This is a genomic window from Streptomyces sp. NPDC007162 (genome assembly GCF_040634175.1).
In the GTDB taxonomy this organism is placed as follows: Bacteria; Actinomycetota; Actinomycetes; order Streptomycetales; family Streptomycetaceae; genus Streptomyces.
The window spans coordinates 22,145-43,454 of record NZ_JBEYFC010000002.1; the positions used below are offsets into that span (position 1 = coordinate 22,145).

Sequence of the window (21,310 nt, forward strand, 5' to 3'; positions counted from 1 at the left end):
GTCTTGACTCTGAACTTCACAGTCATGCAGCATGGCGTGCCGCCTGGACCGATCGCTGCCTGTTCAGGCTTCGAACGTCCAGGAAGAGATCTGGAGGGCACGTGGCGATACGACTTCGCGTACTACTCGCGCTGGGCTGCGCACTGCTCACTGCGGGGTGTGCCAGTGGTTCCGAGATGACCTTCCGGCAGGACAAGCGGCTGACGATCGTGAGCCCGGGCACCGGCGCGACGGTGCGACTGCCGGTCAAGGTCTCCTGGACGATGCGCGACTTCACCGCGGTCCGCCCCGGCAGTCCGGTACGGGCAGCCACGGGGTACTACGCGATCTTTCTGGACAAGTACCCGATGGCTCCCGGCAAGGGCCTGGGCTCACTGGTCACGAACGGTGACTGCGCCGGCGTGACCGGATGTCCGGACGCCGCCTACCTGGCCGAGCGCCTGAACATCTTCGTCACCTCCCGAACGAGCTACACCATCAACACCGTCCCGTCCTCGGGGACGTTGGGGAGCAGCTCGCACTACCTGACGATCATCCTCGTCGACGGGGCCGGCCGGCGGATCGGCGACTCCTCTTGGACGACCACCTTCACCGTCGCGGGAGCCGCGTCATGACCGCCACGGAACAGGGTCCCGAGAGCCCCGGAAAGGCCACCACGTTCTCGGTGGCGGGCTTCACCGAGGAGATCGAGCGGTCGACCGCGGCGATGGCCGAACAGGGCAGGGACATCGCCGGAGTGAACGGCGAGGTCGACAAGCGTTCCCTGCTGCGCATGCTCCGGGAGGAGAAAGCGCCGCTGTACCCGATGGTCGCGCTGTTCCTGCTCAGTCTGAGCGACCTGCTCCACGGTCAGGCGTTCGGCGTATACCAGCCGGACATCGCCCGCACCTTCGGGCTCGGCCCGCAGTTCTTCACCACCGTCAGCCTGATCACGCAGGTCATCGCGCTGGTCGTACCACTGTCCGTGGCCCGGTATGTGCAGAACAGGGCCGCGCGGGCCCTGGTGATGCTGGTGTCGGCGGGACTGTGGTGCGTGCTGACCGGCTACACGGCCGTCGTTCCCGGCTCGTTGATGCTCACCGGGGTGATCCTGCTGGACGCCGCGACCACGTCGGCGAACGGAACGGTGAGCGGGTCGCTGATGGTCGACCTGTACCCGCCTCGGGCGCGCGTGCGGGTGCTCTCCGTGCTGTCCATGGGGGCGATCGCCGCCGGGCTGGTGGCTCCCGGGATCGTGTTCCTGCTGTCCGGGCCGCTGGCTCTGACCTGGCGGGGAGCGTTCCTCGTGCTGGCGGCGCTGGCCCTGCTCTGTTTCCTGCTGTCGTTGGGACTGCGGGACCCGGGATACGGCACCAGGGACACCGAACTGATCCGTGCTGCGGTCCGGGAGAACGCCGGCGCCGTCGATGGCGCACGCGCCGTCGAGCCGCCCAGGCTGACGGTCTTCGAAGCGCTGCGCCGCATCCTGGCGATCAGGTCGATGCGGCTGCTCTTCATCTCGGGCATGGTCGGTGCGATCGCCACGCCGATCTCCACCTACCTGGTCTTCTACTACACCGACCGCTTCAATCTGGACGCGGCTCAGCGGGCCCTGCTGCAGGGTTCTACCTCGGTGGTCGGTCTGCTGTCCTTCGTCCTCCTGGCTCCCGTCGGCGACCGGCTGTACCAGCGTGACCCCAAGCTCATCTTCTACGCCTCCGGCGCGATCTCGCTGCTGGGCATCGTCCTGTCCGCAGGGCAGGTGTTCGCTCCGACGCTCGCTCTGATGGTGCTCCTCAGCCTGGCCGGCACGGCGCTCGGCGGCCTGAGCGGCCCGGCGATGGCAGTCGGGACAATGTCGCTGGTACCAGCGAACCTGCGCGCGCACGTCGGTGCGGTCACGGCGCTGTTCTCGCTCGGCGGGGTCGCGATCGGCACCGTCCTGATCGGCGGACTGGCCAGCAGTGTGGGCATCCCGCTGGCGGTCGCCATCGGCGCGGTGCCGTCGGCGATCGGCGTCCTGCTCACCATGCGCGCCGGACGCCACGTCCGCGCGGACCTCGACAGCATGATCGAGGGAGTGATCGAGGAGGAGACGGTCCAGCGGATCCACGCGGGCGGCGGACGGCTGCCCACCCTGGCCTGCCGGGGGATCGACTACTCCTACGGCCAGACCCAGGTGCTGTTCGGCGTCGACTTCGCCGTCGACGAAGGCGAAATGGTGGCCCTGCTCGGCGTGAACGGCGCGGGCAAATCGACCCTCCTGCGGGCCATCAGCGGCCTGGGCCTGCCGGACCGGGGCAGCGTCCGATTCCAGGGCCATGACATCACCTACATCGACGCCGAGCGCCGGACCGAACTGGGGATCACTCAGATCCCCGGCGGAAAGGCCGTCTTCGGCGACCTGACCGTGGCCGACAACCTCCGCTGCTTCGGCTACACCGCGGGCCGGTCCCGCCGAAACCGCGAAGCGATCATCGACCAGGTCTTCGCCGGTTTCCCGCAACTGGCCGAACTGCGCAACCAGAAGGCCGGCACCCTGTCCGGCGGCCAGCAGCAGATGCTCGGCATGGGCAAGGCGCTCATCCTGCGCCCGAAACTGCTCCTGATCGACGAACTGTCGCTGGGCCTCGCGCCGGTGGTGGTCGGCGAACTCCTGGACATGGTCCGCGCGATCAACGCGGCCGGCACCGCGGTGGTTCTCGTCGAGCAGTCCGTCAACGTCGCGCTGAACCTGGCCGAACACGCCTACTTCATGGAGAAGGGCCAGATCAGGTTCGACGGCAGCAGCCGCGACCTGCTGGCGAAGACGGACCTGCTCCGCGCGGTCTTCCTGTCCGGCGCGAGCGCCGGCGACGTGCCGGGCGTGGACACCGAGGAGCGCTCATGACATCGCGGGACACCATGGCAGGGCTGCTGCGGCGCCTGCCCGCCCGGTCACGCCTACCGCTCGGCTGCGGCGCCGTCCTGGCACTGGGACTGCCCTTCGCCCACGCACTCGGGTACGCGACACCCCCGTACGTGGTGGTCCTGGGCGCGATCATCGGCATCGGCTACGGCCTGCTCGGCGTGTGCCTGGTCCTGGTGTTCCGCACCAGCCGGGTCATCAACTTCGCCCTTCCGCAGATAGGGATCTTCGCCGCGGCATCGTTGCCGGTCTTCGTGCAAGTGGCCGGACTGCCGTACTGGCCGGCGTTCGCGCTCAGCGCCGTGGTCGGCTTCGCGGCCAGCGCCCTGGTGAACCTGGGTGTGGTGCGCCGGCTCGCGAAGGCGCCGCGCGGCATGGTGACCGCGGCCACCATCGGCGCCGGCGTACTGCTGTCCGACGGGGCCGGCCAACTGCTGCAGTTCACCTACGACGCCGGCGGCAACCTGCGAGAGCCGACACTGCCGGCCGGCCTTCCCCAGTTCAGCATCGGCCCGCTGCTGGTCACCCAGAGCTACACCGGGCTGCTGGTCATCGGCCCGCTGCTGGTGGCGGCGCTCACCGTGTTCCTGACCCGCAGCCGGTACGGCGTCGCCATCCGCGCCGTCGCGTGCAATCCCGACGCTGCCCGCATGGCGGGCATCTCCGAGGTCCGCATGTCCACCCTGGCCTGGGGAATTGCAGGATCGATCGCGGCCGTCACCACGATCCTCACCGCGGCCCCTTCGGCCAACGGCAATACGACAGCCCCGGTCCTGCTGCTTCCCGCCCTGGGCGCTGCGGTGGTCGGCGCCATGCAGAACCTGTCGCGCGCGATGGCCGCCGGGATCTTCCTCGGCATGGTCCAGCAGGTCGTGCTGTGGAAGGACCCGAGTTCACACGCGGCCGAGGTCGTCGTCTTCGTCGTCCTGCTCGTCGCCCTGATGATGCAACCGCGCACCGGCGGGCGTACCGAGGCCAAGGGCAGTTGGGTCGGCGTCGCGGCGATGCCGCCGCTGCCGCCCGACCTGGCCCGGCTGTGGCCGGTGCGCCACGGCCCGAAGCTTGTGCTGCTCGCCGTCGCCGGTGCCGTGATCGGGTTCGGGCTGACCTCCGGGGCGCAGGCGGTGAACGTCACCGTGATCCTTTCCGGAGCCATGGTCGCGGCCTCCGCCGGCATCCTGACCAGCTTGGCCGGCGAACTGACCCTCGGGCAGTACGCCGTCGCGGGCGTCGGAGGGGTGGCGTCCTACTACGTCGTCGAGCACACCGCGAGCTTCCCGCTCGGTCTGCTGGCCGCAGCTGCGGCGGCTGGCGCCTGCGCGCTGGTGCTGGGCTTGCCCGCGCTGCGCACCCGGGGCCTGATGGTCACGGTCACCACGCTCGGCTTCGCCATGCTGGCCTCGGACGTGATCCTGCCGCACTCGTGGCTGCTCGGCGACGGCGTCACCCCGGCCCAGCCGATCGTCGCCGGTCACACACTCTCCGCCGGGCAGCCGTACCTGTGGTACGCGGCGCTCGTGTTCTGCCTCGTGCTGCTGCTGGCCCACAACGTGTGGCGGGGCGGCTTCGGGCGGCTCCTGCGCGCCGTGCGCGACAACGAGTCGGCGGCGCGGACGTTCACGGTGCGTCCGACCCGCGTCCGGATCCAGGCGTTCGTCGTCGCCGGTCTGCTGGCCGGACTCGGCGGCGCCGTCTACGCGCACTTTCAGCTCACCCTCGACGCCGCCACCTTCCCGCCTGAGCTGTCCGTCGGTGTCGCCCTCGCGCTGATCGTGGGCGGGCTCTCCTCCTTCAGCGGCGCGCTCATCGGCAGCCTCTGGGTGATCGGCGCCCCCCTGCTCCTGCCGTCCTCCGGCCTGGCGAGCACCGCCACCACGACCGGCGTCCTCGTCGTGGCACTGTGCCTGCCCGGAGGTCTGGTGTCGCTGCTGCGCCCGGTCCGCGACTGGACGGCCGGCCGGATCGGGCGCATGTACGGCATCCCGCTCGCCACCGCCCCGGCCCGCCGCCACACCGAGCAGACAGATGACGGCCAGCGGACCGCCCTGTCCGAACGGCCGCCGGCATCGCGGCGTCCTCAGCCGCCCGTGCTGAGGAGGCCCGACGTGGCGGACCGCGTACCTGGGCAGGTGCTGCTCAGGGCAGACGGTCTGGTCAAGAGCTTCGGCGGAGTCAGCGCCGTGCAAGGCGTCACCCTGGACGTCGTCGAAGGCGAGACCCTGGGCCTGATCGGGCCGAACGGAGCGGGCAAGACCACCACCTTCGAGATGCTCAGCGGCTTCGTCGTACCGGACGGCGGGACCGTGCACTTCGCCGGCTCCGATGTCACCGGCCTGGCCCCCGAACAGCGCGCCCGACGCGGACTGATCCGGTCGTTCCAGGACTCCTCGCTCTTCCCGACCATGACCGTGCGGGAGGTCCTCGCGCTCACCCTCGAACGGCAGCACCAAACCCCCGTGACCGCCTCGGTGCTGGGCATGGACCGTACCGCCCGCAGGCGCCAGGCCGTGGCCGACGAGCTGATCGACTACTTCGGTCTCGGCGACTACCGAGGCAGGACCATCCACGAACTGTCCACGGGAACCCGCCGTATCACCGAGCTGGCTTGCATGATGTCGCTCCGCCCTCGCCTGCTGCTGCTCGACGAGCCGTCAGCCGGCATCGCGCAGCGCGAGACGGAGGCTCTCGGCGTCATGCTGCGGAACCTCAAGAAGGACTTCGACTTCACGCTCGTGGTCATCGAACACGACATCCCGCTGGTGATGGCTCTCGCCGATCGCATCGCGGTGATGGTCGACGGACAGGTCATGTGCTGCGGCACCGGACCGGAGATCCGCGCCGACCAGCGCGTCGCGGACGCCTACCTCGGCGGCAGCGTGACCGCCATCGAACGCAGCGAGCACACCCTTCCGACCTCCTCCACGACCAGCTGACACCCATCTGACAACCCCCCGCCCCTGGAGAACCCGCATGTCGAACCCAACCGCCATCCCCCTGATCGACGAGAACTCACTCGACGACATCATGGGTGCGTCCCAAGTTCCCGTCCTGGTGTACGTCTGGGCCGAGTGGTGCGGGCCGTGCCAGTACCTCGGCCCGCACCTGGAGCAGGTCACCGCCGAGCTCGGCGACAGCCTGCACGTAGTCAAGATCGACTTCGACACATCGCCGCAGACGCAGGAGAAGTACGGCATCAGCGGCATCCCCGAACTGCTCCTGTTCACGGGCGGCGAACTGGTGGCCAGGCTCGTCGGAGGCCGTGACGCCGACGACCTGCGATCGCAGCTCCGCCCGTTGCTTCAAGTGCGCTCGACGGGAGAAGCCACCGCGGTCGCTCCCCGTGACGAAGACGGCCCTGAACCCCGGGTCCCCGCCGGCTGGACCCCGCGCGGTCCGCGCATCCTGACTTTCCCCGACGACCTGCCCGGCAAGCTCGCCATCTTCGACGGATGGATACCCGACCGCGGCGAGAGCGAGATCGTTGCGGCGCAGGGCACGATCGAGGTCGCCGAGGACCGGGTTGTGTGGCTCATGCTCCAGCAGCCCGGCAACGAGGAGAACCCGGATGCACCGGCCAACCCGGTCGACCTCGGCTTCCTGCGCCAACTCCCAGCGGACGGCATCGACAAGCTGCTGATCGCGGCACCGGCCATCAGCTCGGCCGGCCTGGCCGACATCGCGCACCTGACCGGGCTGACCAGGCTCTCGGTGAACGCCCAGACGCTGGTCGGATCCACCGCCGAGGCAGCCGCCGCCCTGGCGGGTCTGACGCGGCTCGACGAGGTGCACCTGACCATTCCCGAGGCAGACGACGCATTCGTCACGCAGGTCGCCGGCCTGTCACAGCTCCAGGAGCTCTGGGTGACCGCCGACGGGGTCACCGACTCCGGGGTGGCGCAGCTGGCCCGTGCCCGCGGTCTGCGCTGCCTGATGCTCAACACGCCCTCGGTCTCCGATGCGGGGCTGGCCGAGCTCGCCGAGGCCGACCTCCCGGAGTTGACCACCTTGTGGCTTCACATGCCGGAGACGACCGACGAAGGACTCGTCCACGTGGCGAAGCTGACAGGCCTCAGGATCCTGAGCATCACCGCGCCGAAGGCCACGCCCGCCGGACTTCGCCGACTGACGGCACTGTCGGGTCTGACCACCCTCGGCTTCGGCGACACCCCCGTCGACGACGAGGTGGTCACCGCCCTGGCGTCACTCACCGAACTGCAGTCGCTGGGCCTTGAAGGCGAGGCGAACGTCAGCGAAGCCGCATATCTCCACCTGCGCAGCGCACTGCCCTCCCTCAAGATCAACGGCGTCTGGGTCGCACCGCAAGCGGTACGGCACGCGTTGGACGCCGACTGACCGGAATACCGGAGTGCCCGCCTCATCGGGTCCTTCAGGCCTGTTCCGGCGCCATGCGACGGATTTCAGGCTGCGCCCGGACGGACTTCCCCAGGCGGGGAGCATCAGACTCCTGGAGGGGTGCCGGAACGACCTCGGCCCCTCTCGGGGTCTCCCCCCGGCACAGCGGGTCCGACATCACGATCTCGCGATAAAGTCTGACCCAAGCAGAATCGCGTGCTGCTCATACTAGAAGGAGAGCCTGCATGGACTCGGGTAGCGGCAGCGGCTCGATGAGCGATCGCGCGGTCAGCGAGATCCGCCAGCGCGTCATCCACGGCGATCTGGCGCCCGGCGCCTCCTTCTCCGAGGCGGACATCGCCCAGCGGCTCCAGATGAGCAAGGCACCCGTACGCGAGGCCCTGGCAGTGCTGCGCAGGCTGGGCTGGGTGGAGGTCATCCCGCGTTCGGGCTACCGGGTCCCACCGGTCACCCTGCGCGGGATGCAGGATCTGTTCGAGCTGCGCCTGTGGCTCGAACCGGAGGCAGCAGCCCTCGCCGCCCGGCACGGCGCACGCCGGCCCGAGCAGATCGCGGCGCTGCAGGAGTTCTGCGCCCGCGAGGAGGAGCGTGGTGCGGAGGATCCGGCCGCCTGGCTCACCGACCACTACCGGGCGCACCGCCGCATCGCTGTCCTCAGCGGGAATGCCGAGCTCGAGCGGGTACTCGACGAGGTCCTGCTCAAGATGGAGCGCTACCACGCCCTCGACGTGATCGGTTCTGCGGCGGGATCCGGCGGCAACGAGTCGGCCCATCGGCGCCTCGTTGAGGCGATCGCCGCCGGGGATTCCGCGGCTGCCAGAGATCTGGCCACCCTTCATGTACGGCAAGCGCGCGACCGCGCGGTCGCCGCCGTCCTGGACAGCGAGGCGCTGCGCGCCGTCGACCTGACCTCACTGGGCCCGCCGCACGACCTGCCCAATGCGGAATCGCGGCTGCGCTCCGCATAGCCAGGACCTGAAGGCACGGGCTTGCCGGGTTCGCCCCGCCCGGCTCCGGACCCGTCGAGTACATGGCAGCCGGCCTGCCCTTCCTTCACCGGCGCGTTGGTCAGCCACCCGCACAGGTCCGGTCCCTCTTGGCCGATCAGCTCGCCTTCGGCAAGAAGCCGCGGCCCAGCCGACGGGGGCCAGCGTGCGACCGGCGGGATGGGAACGGCCCGGTTCAGCCCGCCCGGACGCAGGACCTTCCGTCATGGCGCACGGTGGTGCGACTGAGATCCACCAGGAACTGTCCGAACAGGACATACAGTCGAGCCGCCCTGCATGCCATCCGATGATTTTCTCCAACTCTCCTCTCTGTCCGTACCGTTGACAGGATCGTGACTCCCTTCAATCATCAGACATCCGATGTATTGGAGCCGCTCATGGGTACGTATCCGAGACGTCAGGTCCTGGGCGCCGCAGCCGGAGTCGCCGCAGCAGCCCTCCCCCTCACCTCAACCACCGCACACGCCGCCGAACCACTCACCGAGCACGCGGGGCAGTGGGCTCCCGTCCCCGACCCCGTCCCTGTCCCGCTCGACTCCCTGTACGACAACGACGGCGTCGACACCGCCTCCGCGCGCGGCGGTGACTTCGACGGTTCGGGCTACACGTTCCCGGGCGAGGAACTTCCCACGGGACGTGTCGAAGTCGACGGCACGCCCTTCGTCTTCCCGACCTCGAATACCGGCGCGAAGAACAATGTCGTCGCACTCGGCCAGCGCGTCGAACTGCCCAAAGGCCGCTACCTCTCGGCCGTCTTCCTCACCGCGGGCAGCTATGGCAACGCCTCCGGCAGAGCCACGGTCCACTACGCGGACGGCTCGACCACGACCGCCACCCTCGGCGGATCCGACTGGTATGCCACGGGCGGTTCCCTGTCGGTGCCGTACCGCTACGCACCGGACGGCACCAAGGACGAACACCGCGTAGGGATCGGCACGTCCGAGCTGTGGCTCGACCCACAGCGCGACGCCGTGGCAATCACGCTCCCGGTGACCAACCCGGCACAGGCGAACAAGGCTTCGCTCCACGTGTTCGCGCTGTCCCTGCAACCTGCCGCTCAGGGACGCGCGCTGGCCCTGCGCGCGGCCCGGTCCACGAACTCGCTCCTGGAGTCGTCCGGCGCCCAGAGCATTGAAGCCACCGTCGTCAACGCGGGGACGGTGGCCGTCCTGGCCGCGGACGGCGTGTCGGTGCGCGTCGAGGTTCCGGGAGCGCGCACCGTCGAGGCCGCGCGTGTCCGCCGCCTGGACCCCGGAGAGCAGGCCCGCATCCGCGTCGGCATCCGCAACCGTGCGGGCACCGCGCCCGGCACTGCCCGGGACGGCTCGGTGATCGTCACCGGACGCGGAGCCCAAGTCGCCTCGCAGAAGCGCCGGTTGACCCTCGGCGTCGCCGACTACCAGCCCACTGCGGCTTCTCTCTCCGGCCACCAGGCTCCGTACTGGTTCCAGGGCGCCAAGTTCGGCATCTTCATCCACTGGGGCGTCTACTCGGTGCCCGCCTGGTCGCCGGTCGGAAAGCAGTATGCCGAGTGGTACTGGAACCACATGCAGGATCCCGGGAACGCTGTCTTCGCGTACCACCGCGAGAAGTACGGCGAGGACTTCGCCTACGACGACTTCATCCCGATGTTCACGGCGGAGAAGTTCGATCCGCGCGCCTGGGTCGAACTGTTCCGGGACGCGGGAGCGGAGTACCACGTGTTGACCTCGAAGCACCACGAAGGCTTCGCCCTGTGGGACACGAAGGTCTCCGACCGCAACTCCGTGAAGATGGGCCCGCAACGGGACCTCATCAAGGAACTCTTCGATGCGTCCCGCCGCTACACACCCGAACTCCACCGCGGGCTCTACTTCTCCATGCCCGAGTGGTTCAACCCGGACAATCCCTGGATGGGTCATGCCCCGCGCAACCCGTACACCCAGGAGCCGGAGCCGTACACGGGTTACACCGCGGGCAAGGACTTCGTGAAGGACTACCAGGCGCCGCAGATGCTGGAGCTGATCCAGGGCTACGACCCGGAGCTCATCTGGTGCGACATCGGCGGCGCCAACGACAGCCTGAACGTCCTGGCCGAGTACTTCAACCACGCGAAGAACCGTGCCCGGCCCATCGAGGTCACCGTCAACGACCGTTCGGGCATCGCCTTCCACGACTTCACAACCCCCGAGTACGCGACGTACGACAACACGGTCGTCGCCAAGTGGGAGTCCAGCCGCGGCCTGGACCCCTTCAGCTACGGCTACAACCAGGCGACTCCGGACGACGCCTACATGACGACCGAACAGGTCGTGCACAGCCTCGTCGACATCGTCTCCAAGAACGGCAACTTCCTCCTCGACATCGGCCCGCGTGCCGACGGCACCATCCCCGAGATCATGCAGACCCGGCTGCGTGAGACGGGCCGCTGGCTGCGTACCAACGGAGAGGCGATCTACGACACCACGTACTGGTCCCGGATGGCCGAACTGGGCGAGGACCTGCGCTTCACCGTCCGCCCGGACGAAGCCTTCTACATCCACTCTCTGGCCGAACCGAGCACCAAGCTCACCGTCGAAGCACCTATCCCGATCCGCAGCGGCGACAAGGTGACGATGCTCGGCCACGGCCGGCCCCTGACATGGACCCTCAGCAACGGGGCCCTGGTGATCGACGTCCCCGAAGCCGCACGCAAGGCGGGACAGCACGCGTGGGTGTTCAAAGTGCATTGGCGTGCCTGAGACTCGACGGACACCCTGAGCACGACCGGAGGTCGCGACGGCATGACGCCGTTCGTGACACCGACGGGCACAGGTCCGACACGGCAGGGGCGTGGGTTGTCACGGAAGCGCGGTCACCGCCGTCTGTCGTACTCAGTGGCAGTAGGCGGTGGAATCGGACCGGCTGACGATCCGAATCGGTCGTCGCGGTAGTCCATCGGGTCGGTCGGCTCCGCGCCGAGCGCGGGGCCGACCGACCTTCACGTGGCCGTCGGCCGGATGTCGGCTGAAACATACGTCCTACTCCGCACCCGTGGCCTTCACGGCGTCCGGCTCCGCCGGGGCGGTGATATCCGCCTGCGGCCTGCGGGGGATGAAGCAGGCGAAGGCGAAGGTGAGGGCACCGGCGCCGACGCCCAGGGCCAGGACGGCGCGCAGGCCGTTCTCCGTCGGGATGTGCATTCCGTGGAAGTCGGTGGTCATGTGGGCCAGGATGAGGCCGGCGACGGCACTGGAGCAGGTCGTGCCGATGGAGCGCATGAGGGCGTTGAGGCCGTTGGCGGCGGCGGTCTCGGACACCGGCACGGCTTCCATGATCAGCGCGGGCAGCGCGCCGTAGGCGAAGCCCACTCCGGTCGCCACGACGCAGGAGGCCACGATGACCTGCCAGATGCCGGACATCATCACCATGGTGAGGAGATAGCCCGCTCCCACGATCACGGATCCGGTCATGAGGGTCGCCTTCGGCCCCTTGCTCTTGGTGATGCGCGCTCCGTACGGGGAGACCGCCATCATCGTCAGACCCTGCGGAGCCATGACCAGGCCGGTGACGACCAGGGACTTGCCCAGACCGTAGCCGGTGGCCTCAGGCATCGTGAGCAGCTGTGGCAGCACCAGGTTCATCGCGAACAGGGCGAGGCCGAGCGCCAGTCCGGCGAGGTTGGTGAGCAGTACCTGTGGTTGTGCGGTGGTGCGCAGGTCCACCATGGGCTGCGGGGCGCGCAGTTCGAACCAGCCCCACAGCACCAGCACGATCACGGCCACGGCGAACAGGGAGAGGACCGTACCGCTTCCCCATCCCCAGTCGGCGCCCTTGGAGACCGCCAGCAGCAGGCAGACCAGGCCCACCGCCATGCCGACCGCGCCCGGCAGATCGAAGCGCCCGCCCGTGCGCACCTTCGACTCGGGCACCAGCAGGAACACGAGCCCGGCGGCGACCGCGCCGAGAGCCGCGGACACCCAGAACAGCATGTGCCAGTCGAAGTTGTCGGCGATGACCGCGGCGCCGGGCAGGCCCAGGGCTGCGCCGACGCCGAGGGAGCCGAGCATCGCAGCCGTCGCCGCGGGCAGTTTCTCGGCGGGCAGTACGTCACGCATGATGCTCACGCCCAGCGGCACCACGCCCGCCGCCAGTCCCTGCAGCGCCCGTCCGACGAGCAGCGGAGCAAGGGAGTCGCTCAGCCCGCAGATCACCGAGCCCAGCACGAGCAGGCCGACACCGGTCAGGAGCATGCGCCGCTTGCCGTACATATCGCCGAGCCGGCCCGTCACGGGTGTGGAGACAGCGCCGCACAGCAGCGTGGCCGTGACGGCCCAGGCGGTGTCCGAGGCCTGGGCGTCCAGCAGTCGGGGCAGGAGGGGGACGATCGGGATCACCAGGGTCTGCGTCATCGCGCCGGCGATCCCGGTGAAGGCGAGAGTCGCCACCACGACACCCAGCCGTAGTGACGGGGGATTCTGCGCCCGGGCGGTCGGCGGGTGTGTTCTGGACATGAGTGAGCCTTCCCTGTGGGGGTGCGGGCTGAGAACGGCCGCAACGGAATGGGCTGACGTCAGTGGGATCAGAAAGCCGCAGGAGCAGGTGGGGGTTGCTCATTGGGGCGGTGAGCCTGTGCGCGCTGGTCTATTGCGCGTTGGTGACCCGTGCGTCGTGCCAGGGAGTGCCGACGGCGATGGCCTGGCGCCACGAGCGGATGGCCTTGGGCGGCATGCCGACGGCGAGGACTCCGGTGAGCGTCCTGCCGGTGCGGTATGCCGCCACGAACCGGCGCTCGGTCAAGTCGCCTTCTATGATGGCCATTTCGTCGTGGCCGCGTAGATATCCGTACGCCTGGATCTTCATGTCGTACTGGTCGGACCAGAAGTAGGGAACCGGTGCGAACGGCTTGCGGGTCTCGGGGTGGAGCAGGTTGCGGGCGGCGGCTATGCCCTGTTCGGCCGCGTTGGTGCGGTGCTCGATCCGCATCGGTGTGCCGAAGAGCGGGTGGTGCCAGCGGGCGACGTCCCCGGCCGCGTACACGTTCGGCGCGGCACGGCAGTACTCGTCGCAGAGCAGGCCGTCGGCCACCGGTAGTCCACTGCCGCCCAGCCAATCGGTGTTGGGAAGCGATCCGATGGCCACCAACACCAAGTCCCCGTGCACCAGTTCGCCGTCGGCCAAGCGCACACCGCGCCCGGTCACCTCGGTCACGGTGGCCGAGGTGCGCAGGTCCACACCATGGTCGTGATGAGCTTGCGAAAGTACCCTCCCGACCTCGATGCCGACCGCATGGGCCAACGGCACCGGGGCGGGCTCCAACAGGACGACCTCCACGCCGAGCCGGCACGCCACAGCCGCGGCCTCGGCGCCGAGGAATCCGGCGCCGACGACCACCAGGCGGCTGCCCGGCTTCAGCCTCTCCCGCAGGGCGAGCGCGTCGTCGAGGGTGCGCAGGACGTGGGCGTTATGGTCACCGGGAAGGCGCCGTGGCCGTACACCGGTCGCGATGACCAGCCGGTCGTACGGCACCGTCCTGCCGTCCGCCAGCCGCACCACACGCGTGACAGGGTCGAGGCGGGTCGCGGCCACGCCGAGCCGCAGGTCGAGGCCGAGGGCAGCGAGGTCCTCCTGGGTGCGCACGGCCGTCATGTCGGCGTCCCACTCCCCCGACAGGACCTGTTTGGACAGCGGGGGCCGGTCGTAGGGTGGGTGGGGTTCGTCGCCTATCAGGGTCAGGGTGCCGTCGTAGCCCTCCCGGCGCAGTGTCTCGGCCGCGGCCAGACCGGCGGCCGAGGCGCCGACGACCACGATCCGTTTCACAGCTCGGTCAGGCGGATCGCCGCGGCCGGGCAGACGGCCACGGCCTCCCGCACGCTGTCGAGGAGTTCGGAGGCGGGATGCTCTGCCAACACTACTGCGACGCCGTCCTCGTCCCGTTGGTCGAACACGTTGGGGGCGGCCACTACACACTGCCCGGCCGCGACGCATTTCGGTTCGTCCAGCTCCACACGCATGGTTTTTGTCCTCGGTTCTTCAGGGGGTGGTGAAATCAGGCTTCGGAACGTGGTTCCTCAGGAGTTGCAGCCCTGCATCTACCAGGCGACCGGCAGCTCGTGCACGCCGTAGACCACCATGTCGTGGCGGAAACGCACCTCTTCCAGCGGTACGGCCAGACGCAGGCCCGGCAGCCTGCGCAGCAGCGCGGGCAGCGCCTCCTGCAGTTCCACGCGGGCGAGGGACTGTCCGAGGCACTGGTGGACGCCGTATCCGAAGGCCACGTGTCCGCGGGCGTCGCGGTCGAGGTCCAGGGCGTCGGCGCTCTCGAAGACGCTGTTGTCCCGGTTGGCGGAGGGCAACCCGGAGACCAGCATCTCGCCCTCCCGTACGAGGTGACCGCCGACGTCAAGGTCCTCGGTCGCCACGCGTACGAGCATGTCCTGGGCGATCGTCAGGTACCGCAGCAGTTCCTCGACGGCGGCGGCGACCGCCTTGGGATCATCGGTGTCCCGGATCCGGTCGGCCTGCCGGGGGTTCTCCATCAGGGCCAGCGTGCCCAGCGCGATCATGTTGGCCGTGGTCTCATGTCCTGCGTGCAGAATGACCATGCTGTTCATGGCGACGTCGCGATGGGTGAGCTCTCCGGTGACCACCCGCTCGGTGGCCAGCCGGCTGATGAGGTCGTCCCCCGGCTCACGCTCCTTGCGCTTCACCAGGTCCAGGAGGTAGCCGAACAATTCACCGCTCGCCGCTTGCCTCTCCTCCTGCGGGGCTTGCTTGCGCATCAGCGTGGCGCTGCGTGTCTGGAAGAAGGTGTGGTCGTCGTAGGGCACCCCGAGCAGCGTCGAGATCACCAGGGAGGGAATCGGCAGGGCGTACGCGCGCACCAGGTCCGCCGGCGACCCTGCGGCGATCATCTCCTCCAGGAACCGGTTGACCAGCGACTGGACGTGCGGCCGCAGCGCCTCGACCCGCTTGACCGTGAACTCGCCGGTGAGGGTGCGCCGGATGCGGGAGTGCTCGGGGTCGTCCATCCGCGGGAACGCCTGCGGCTGACCGTGGTTCTGGGTTTCCATCAGCTGCGGGTAGCGATGTCCGTCGGCACTGAGCCGCGGATCGCCCAGTAGCTGCTTGACATCGTCGTACCGGGTGACCGCCCAGGCGGCGTGGCCGTTGCCCAGCCGCACCTGGGTCAGCCCGTCGGTGCGCCGCCAACCGGCCTGTACAGGGGGCGGGTCGAAGGGGCAGCGGGGAGAACGGCTGCCGGGGTAGTCGGGAAGGCAGGTGCCGTCGTTCGGCTGGGTCTGGTCGGTCGCCGTACTCATGGTTACTCCTGTGAGGTGTGAGGACGAGCGGTGGTGCGCCGGAGCAGGCCGTGCGAGGCGGCTTGCGGGTATGGGGCTTCGCCATCACCAGGGCCGCCGTATCGACGGAGCGGCCGCACGTGCCGCCGCTCTGTGCGGTCGCCGGGGAAGCCGCGAGTGCCGGTGGCGGCGAACGCGGTGTTGACCCTGATGCCGGGTGCGGCTCCTCCACGAATCGAGCGTGCGGGCCGGGTACGGCCAGCCGGGAGAAGCCGGGGGCTCGGTGGGGGCATGCTCGTTCTCCCGTGGGATGGGGGTACCCGTGATCCTCGTGCGGCAGGTCGCTCGGGTCGTGTCACCAGGCGATCGGCAGCGCGTGGACGCCGTAGATGCTCATGTCGTTGCGGAACCTGATCTCCTCCGGTGGCACCGCTAGCCGCAGGCCGGGCAGCCGGCGCAGGAGCACGGGCAGGGCGATCTCGAGTTCGGCACGGGCCAGGACCTGTCCGAGGCACTGGTGCACGCCGTGTCCGAAGGCCACGTGTCCGCGGGCGTCGCGGTCGATGTCGAGGCGGTCGGGGTCGCTGACGAAGCCGGGATCCCGGTTGGCTGCGGAGAGGTTCATGACCAGGAGATCACCAGCGCGGACGAGCTGGCCGCCGATCTCGATGTCCTCTCTGGCCACGCGGGTGACCAGGCTGTGCACGACCGTGAGGTGGCGCAGGAGTTCCTCCACCGCCCCCGAGATCACCTTCGGGTCGTCCGTGTCGCGGATCCGCGCGAGCGCGTCCGGGTTCTCCAGCAGCGTGAGGGTGCCCAGCGCGATCATGTTCGCGGATGTCTCGTGCCCGGCGTTGAGGAGGATGAAGCTGTTCATCGCCAAGGTCTCACGGCTCAGCTGCCCTTCCTGAAGGTGCTCGCGCGTGACGCGGCTGATCAGGGCGTCGTCCGGTTCGCGTTCCTTCTTTCCGATGAGGTCGAGCAGGTAGCCGAAGATCGACTTTCTGGCCTTCTGCCTCTCCTCGTCCGTGGCGGTGCGGCTCATCAGGACGGAGGTGATGTCCTGGAAGTAGGCGTGGTCGTCGTAGGGCACCCCCAGCAGCATCGAGATGACCAGGGAGGGAATGGGCAGCGCGTACGCCTGGACCAGATCCGCGGGGCTGCCGGAGGCGACCATGGTGTCGATGAAATCGTTCGCCATCTCCTCGATCCGCGGGCGCATGGCCTGGACCCGCTTGACCGTGAAGTCCTTGGTCAGCATGCGGCGCAGCCGGGCGTGTTCGGGGTCGTCCATCCGGACGAACATCTGGGTGGCGGGGCCCATGCTGATCTGCTGCATCGGGACCTCGGCGCTGATCCGCGGATCCGTCATCGCGGCCGTGACGTGCTCGTGTCGGCTCACGGCCCAGGCGGCGTGGCCCCTGAAGTTCACCCGGCGCAGATCGCCCCTCTCACGCCATTCCCGGTACTCGGGGGCGGGGGCCAGAGGGCAGCGTGGGTCGCGGTCAGCGGGAAATTCTGGAAGACCGATGACGTCATCGGTTCCGGTCGTGGTGGACAAGAAACCTCCTGGAGCGTCGTGGGGGAAGCCGCCGAGGCGGTGGTGAGTGAGCCGTCCTGACCGCTCGGCGAACGCAGAGGCACTACACGTCTCGTGGACCGCGGACAGCGCAGCTCCGAGTCCGCCACTCATCGGATCATCCGCTTGCCGACGTGCAGCAGTAACTGGCAGTTGACTGCCACTTCCATGGTGCCCCTCATGCAAGTGGCAGTCAACTGCCGCTTGATATTCTGTCCTCGTGGCCACCGATTCCGAGCGACTCCTGCGGACCGATGCAGCCCGCAACGCCGAGCGGATCCTGCGCTCCGCCCGCGAGGTCTTCGCCGAGAGCGGCCCCGACGCGCAACTGGACGAGATCGCCCAGCACGCCGGAGTGGGCATCAGAACGCTCTACCGGCGCTTTCCCAGCAAGGCCGTCCTCGCCAAGGCCGCCTTAGAGCAGGGCATCGCCGAGTACATCGCTCCCGCCATCGAAGAGGCACTCCTCGATGACGACCCGCTGCGCGCCCTCACCTTTGTCATCGACGCCGCCATGTCGATGGCCGCCCGCGAGCACCACACCCTGGCCGCCGCGAGGAACGCCGGCGCCGTCATCTCGGACGCCATCGGCCCTTACTACGCGTCGCTGACCCTTCTCACCCGTCGCGCCCAGGAGGCCGGACGCATCCGCGCCGACCTCGTGCCGGACGACATGCCCAGGATCATGGCCATGCTCTTCAGCCTGCTGTGGACCATGGACCCGGCCAGCGACGGCTGGCGCCGCTACCTCTCCCTCATCCTCGACGGGTTGTCACCGGCGGCGGCGACTCCTCTTCCGGAGTCCGTTCCGCTGCGGCCGTCATCGCAACCCCGGAGCTGGCCGATCTGACGCAAGCACCGAAGGGAGCCCTTCGGTGGAGTCGCGGATGGGCGGTGTGCCCTACGAGCCCGTCGTGAACTCGCGGTGGCCTTCACCTCCTCAGGGACGCGGATGCCCGACGAGGAGCCGGGCGCCTCCATGGGGGGGTAACGCGAGGCCTCGCGGGCGGCTGCGGTCCGGCACGAGGGCTTTCATCGCTGGCACGGCGAGATGTCCCGGGTACGTCGAGCGCCACGAGGTGCCAGATCAGCAACGCCTCGGAGCAGCTTGATCGACGACGGCCCGCACGCGGGAGGAACCGCCGCGGCACCTTGTCCGGCATCTGCCCTGCCGGTGGCCCCTACTTTCGTAGGGGGTCAACGTCGCAGAACGACGGATCCGATGCGAAACACCAGCTTCTACCGTCGAACCCATGAACGGCTGGACCACCTCCCACGACCGAGTCCTGGCGCAGCGTCACGCAGAAGGCTGGATGTTCCTGATCGAAACGGCCCGCGATCTGCGGCCCACCAGCGCTTGCGCCTCAAGCGGAAACGCGCTGGCCAGAGCCCTGACCGAACCCGTGCGGATCCAGGCACCCCGCCCGCTGGCAGTGCTGGAAGCCGGCGCTGGCACCGGAGCGGTCACTCGCTCCCTCATGTCCCAACTGCCCCGGGGCAGCCGCCTGGACGTCGTCGAAGCCGATCCGCGCTCCGCCACGCAACTGCGCCACCTCGTTGCCACGAACCCCGCCCCGGCAGGCGGGCCGCGGCCCGTGACCGTGCACCAGACGTGCGTCGAGGACCTCGACACTGACGACCGCTATGACGTGATCGTCTCCGGGCTGCCGCTGACCAGGTTCACGCCGGTACAGGTCGAGCGCATCATGGCCCGCTCCATGGAACTGCTGCATCCGGGGGGCACTCTGACCTATTTCACCCACGTCGGCACGCGCGGAGTCCGTGCCCTGACCGCGTCACGCACCGAAGCGCACCGCTACGCCGCGGTGAACGAAATCATGTCCGCCTACCAGCGCAGTTACGCCACCGGCCGCTGGACCGTGTGGGCCAACCTGCCTCCAGCCAACGTCTGGCGCCTGCAACGGCCCTGCGTTTCCCCCGATGACCAGGGGCAGCAGGACGGAGTGGGCCCGTGAACGGTCTGTCCCACATTCTCGCCGCGTGCAGGCCGCATCCCCGGCTGCGGCGGTTGCCCCTCGGCCCGCGCCCCGACGCCGTTCCCTCTCTGATCGCGAAAGCCTGTGCGTTCATCGGACTGCTGGATGTGCTGGCCGGCGTCTTCGCGCGCTTCCGGCACAGCCGTGCGCACACCGTCGCCGAGGTACTGCCCGGCGCGCTCGGCCCGTTCGCCGCCGCCCTCTCCCTCAGCACCGGTCTGCTGCTGCTCCTGCTCGCACACGGGCTGCGCCGCCGCAAGCGCCGCGCCTGGCGGGCCGCCGTCGTACTGCTTCCGGCCGGCGCCGTGTCGCAGTTCACCTACCGGCACTCGGCCTTCGGCATGCTCATCTCCCTGGCCATGCTGACGCTCCTGATCCGCCACCGAGGTGAGTTCGCTGCGCTGCCCGACCCGCGCAGCCGCTGGCGCGCCCTTTCCAACTTCCTTTTGTGGGGTACCGCTTCGATCCTGATCGGTCTGGTCATCGTCAGCGTCCACGGCCAGCGGATGGTCGGCGATCCGAGCCTCGCGGATCGCATCACGCACGTGCTGTACGGGCTGTTCGGCTTCGAGGGCCCCGTCGACTACACCGGATCCACCACCTCCTGGACCGTGGGCTTCTCCCTCGGCGCCCTCGGCCTGCTCACCGCCGTCACCACCATCTACCTCGCCTTCCGGCCCGAGCACCCGGCGGCGCGCCTGACGCAGGACGACGAGGCACGCCTGCGGGCACTGCTGGACAGCCACGGCCGCCGCGACTCTCTCGGCCACTTCGCCCTGCGACGCGACAAGGCCGTGGTCTTCTCGCCCAGCGGCAAGGCGGCGGTCACCTACCGCGTCGTGTCCGGCGTGATGCTCGCCAGCGGTGACCCGATCGGCGACGTCGAGGCCTGGCCGGGCGCCATCGAGCGCTTCATGGACGAGGCCAAGGCCCACTCCTGGACCCCGGCCGTCATGGGCTGCTCGGAGACGGGCGGCGAGGTGTGGACGCGCGAGACCGGCCTGGACGCGCTCGAACTGGGCGACGAGGCGGTGGTCGACGTGGCGGATTTCTCGCTCGCCGGACGCGCGATGCGCAATGTGCGCCAGATGGTCAAGCGCATCGAGCGGGCCGGTTACGAAACCCGGGTACGACGTGTCCGTGACCTCGGCGAGGCGGAACTGGAGCGTATCCGGCAGGCGGCCGAGGACTGGCGCGGCACGGACACCGAGCGCGGCTTCTCCATGGCCCTGGGCCGGATCGGCGACCCCGCCGACGGCGACTGCCTGATCGCCACCGCCCACAAGGCCGATCCCGAGCCGGGTCCCTACGGCGACCTGAAGGCGATCCTGCACTTCGTGCCCTGGGGCACGGACGGCGCCTCCCTCGATCTGATGCGCCGCGACCGCTCGGCCGACCCCGGCATGAACGAACTGCTCATCGTCGCCGCCCTCCAGGCCGCCCCGAAGCTCGGCATCACGCGCGTCTCGCTCAACTTCGCGATGTTCCGCTCGGCGCTCGCCCGCGGCGAGAAGATCGGCGCGGGCCCCGTGCTGCGCGCCTGGCGCGGACTGCTGGTGTTCCTCTCCCGCTGGTTCCAGATCGAGTCGCTGTACAAGTTCAACGCCAAGTTCCAGCCCCGCTGGGAGCCGCGCTTCGTCGTCTACCGGGCCTCCGCGGACCTGCCCCGCATCGGCTTCGCCGCCATGCAGGCCGAAGGCTTCGTCAACCTCGCCCTGCCCCTGCCGTGCTTCCTGCGCCGCCGCCAGAAGCCGGCACGCGAGTGTGCACACTCGGTCGGAGAGCGGGACATAAGCGCGGCGTAGGAATCCGCACAGCCTCATCGGCGGACCCGAGCGGGGAGACCCTACCCCTCTGGCCCTCTCTCCTCGCTCGGGCCACAGAGCGGCCGTCACGGCTCCGACGCGACCGGCTTGACCCCGCGCGGCAGGCGGCGAAACCCACGCCGTCGTCCTTTTCAACACGAGGTACAGGGATGCCGCCGTCAACCAGCTACGGGCGGACGGCTTCGACACCCGCGACGAGGACGTCGCCCGCCTCTCCCCGTCCTCGCGTCACCACATCAATCTGTCGGCCGGTACTCCTTCCGGCTCCCGACCCGCCCGGCGACCTGCGTCCGTTGCGTGCCTCGGACGCCACCGGCGACGATTGAGCAACCGCCTGGGGCACCGTTGGACGGGGCGAGGAGTGTGACGACCTCGCCGGCT

The 21,310-nt window shown here is 69.3% G+C and carries 14 protein-coding genes and 1 pseudogene; 10 read left to right on the forward strand and 5 right to left on the reverse strand.

Annotation, left to right across the window (positions count from 1 at the left end; all coding sequences use genetic code 11):
* Positions 1-176 precede the first annotated feature (176 nt).
* The 6 genes from ABZ646_RS00440 (at position 177) to ABZ646_RS00465 (ending at position 10,988) form a co-directional block, all read left to right on the forward strand.
* The gene (locus tag ABZ646_RS00440; RefSeq protein WP_360511401.1) at positions 177-614 is read left to right on the forward strand and encodes a hypothetical protein; all 438 of its coding nucleotides are present in this window, start codon (positions 177-179) and stop codon (positions 612-614) included.
* Positions 611-2,869: an MFS transporter gene (locus tag ABZ646_RS00445; protein WP_360511403.1), complete on the forward strand. Its 2,259-nt coding sequence runs from the start codon at positions 611-613 to the stop codon at positions 2,867-2,869. Before ABZ646_RS00440 ends, ABZ646_RS00445 begins: the two co-directional genes overlap by 4 nt.
* Positions 2,866-5,820, forward strand: coding sequence for a branched-chain amino acid ABC transporter permease/ATP-binding protein (locus ABZ646_RS00450; protein WP_360511405.1), 2,955 nt, complete (start codon positions 2,866-2,868; stop codon positions 5,818-5,820). Before ABZ646_RS00445 ends, ABZ646_RS00450 begins: the two co-directional genes overlap by 4 nt.
* Positions 5,821-5,857: 37 nt before the next feature.
* Complete coding sequence (locus ABZ646_RS00455) at positions 5,858-7,240, forward strand: thioredoxin domain-containing protein (protein WP_360511407.1); 1,383 nt, start codon at positions 5,858-5,860, stop codon at positions 7,238-7,240.
* A 245-nt stretch (positions 7,241-7,485) separates the two neighbouring features.
* Complete coding sequence (locus ABZ646_RS00460; RefSeq protein WP_360511409.1) at positions 7,486-8,229, forward strand: GntR family transcriptional regulator; 744 nt, start codon at positions 7,486-7,488, stop codon at positions 8,227-8,229.
* 416 nt (positions 8,230-8,645) lie between these two features.
* Positions 8,646-10,988 (forward strand): alpha-L-fucosidase, encoded by a 2,343-nt coding sequence (locus tag ABZ646_RS00465; protein WP_360511411.1) that lies wholly within the window; start codon positions 8,646-8,648, stop codon positions 10,986-10,988.
* A gap of 279 nt (positions 10,989-11,267) precedes the next feature.
* Here the strand turns inward: ABZ646_RS00465 and ABZ646_RS00470 are convergent, their stop codons facing one another.
* The 5 genes from ABZ646_RS00470 to ABZ646_RS00490 form a co-directional block, all read right to left on the reverse strand.
* The gene (locus ABZ646_RS00470) at positions 11,268-12,740 is read right to left on the reverse strand and encodes an MFS transporter (RefSeq protein WP_360511413.1); all 1,473 of its coding nucleotides are present in this window, start codon (positions 12,738-12,740) and stop codon (positions 11,268-11,270) included.
* A 130-nt stretch (positions 12,741-12,870) separates the two neighbouring features.
* Positions 12,871-14,046 carry an FAD-dependent oxidoreductase gene (locus ABZ646_RS00475; RefSeq protein ID WP_360511415.1) on the reverse strand — a complete coding sequence of 392 codons (1,176 nt, stop codon included), beginning with the start codon at positions 14,044-14,046 and terminating at the stop codon, positions 12,871-12,873.
* Positions 14,043-14,240 (reverse strand): ferredoxin, encoded by a 198-nt coding sequence (locus ABZ646_RS00480; RefSeq protein WP_360511417.1) that lies wholly within the window; start codon positions 14,238-14,240, stop codon positions 14,043-14,045. The genes ABZ646_RS00475 and ABZ646_RS00480 overlap by 4 nt, the downstream gene beginning before the upstream one ends.
* Before the next feature lie 78 nt (positions 14,241-14,318).
* Positions 14,319-15,548, reverse strand: a complete 1,230-nt coding sequence (locus ABZ646_RS00485) for a cytochrome P450 (protein ID WP_360511419.1) — start codon at positions 15,546-15,548, stop codon at positions 14,319-14,321.
* A gap of 334 nt (positions 15,549-15,882) precedes the next feature.
* A complete protein-coding gene (locus ABZ646_RS00490; RefSeq protein WP_360511421.1) occupies positions 15,883-17,088 on the reverse strand; it encodes a cytochrome P450 in 1,206 nt (401 codons plus the stop codon).
* Between the two features lie 238 nt (positions 17,089-17,326).
* Here ABZ646_RS00490 and ABZ646_RS00495 point away from each other — a divergent pair, with 238 nt between their 5' ends.
* The 4 genes and pseudogenes from ABZ646_RS00495 to ABZ646_RS00510 form a co-directional block, all read left to right on the forward strand.
* Positions 17,327-17,956 carry a helix-turn-helix domain-containing protein gene (locus tag ABZ646_RS00495; protein ID WP_360511423.1) on the forward strand — a complete coding sequence of 210 codons (630 nt, stop codon included), beginning with the start codon at positions 17,327-17,329 and terminating at the stop codon, positions 17,954-17,956.
* 403 nt (positions 17,957-18,359) lie between these two features.
* The gene (locus ABZ646_RS00500) at positions 18,360-19,082 is read left to right on the forward strand and encodes a methyltransferase domain-containing protein (RefSeq protein WP_360511425.1); all 723 of its coding nucleotides are present in this window, start codon (positions 18,360-18,362) and stop codon (positions 19,080-19,082) included.
* 5 nt (positions 19,083-19,087) lie between these two features.
* A complete protein-coding gene (locus ABZ646_RS00505; RefSeq protein ID WP_360511463.1) occupies positions 19,088-20,908 on the forward strand; it encodes a phosphatidylglycerol lysyltransferase domain-containing protein in 1,821 nt (606 codons plus the stop codon).
* A 136-nt stretch (positions 20,909-21,044) separates the two neighbouring features.
* Positions 21,045-21,255 (forward strand): annotated as a pseudogene (locus tag ABZ646_RS00510) (Tn3 family transposase); the annotation flags it as partial.
* Between the last annotated feature and the right edge of the window lie 55 nt (positions 21,256-21,310).

Coding starts and splice junctions, on each gene's coding strand:
- ABZ646_RS00450 (WP_360511405.1), top strand. CDS start 2,866: ATGACATCGCGGGACACCATGGCAGGGCTGCTGCGGCGCCTGCCCGCC.
- ABZ646_RS00465 (WP_360511411.1), top strand. CDS start 8,646: ATGGGTACGTATCCGAGACGTCAGGTCCTGGGCGCCGCAGCCGGAGTC.
- ABZ646_RS00485 (WP_360511419.1), bottom strand. CDS start 15,548: ATGAGTACGGCGACCGACCAGACCCAGCCGAACGACGGCACCTGCCTT.
- ABZ646_RS00500 (WP_360511425.1), top strand. CDS start 18,360: ATGAACGGCTGGACCACCTCCCACGACCGAGTCCTGGCGCAGCGTCAC.
- ABZ646_RS00455 (WP_360511407.1), top strand. CDS start 5,858: ATGTCGAACCCAACCGCCATCCCCCTGATCGACGAGAACTCACTCGAC.
- ABZ646_RS00480 (WP_360511417.1), bottom strand. CDS start 14,240: ATGCGTGTGGAGCTGGACGAACCGAAATGCGTCGCGGCCGGGCAGTGT.
- ABZ646_RS00460 (WP_360511409.1), top strand. CDS start 7,486: ATGGACTCGGGTAGCGGCAGCGGCTCGATGAGCGATCGCGCGGTCAGC.
- ABZ646_RS00440 (WP_360511401.1), top strand. CDS start 177: ATGACCTTCCGGCAGGACAAGCGGCTGACGATCGTGAGCCCGGGCACC.
- ABZ646_RS00470 (WP_360511413.1), bottom strand. CDS start 12,740: ATGTCCAGAACACACCCGCCGACCGCCCGGGCGCAGAATCCCCCGTCA.
- ABZ646_RS00445 (WP_360511403.1), top strand. CDS start 611: ATGACCGCCACGGAACAGGGTCCCGAGAGCCCCGGAAAGGCCACCACG.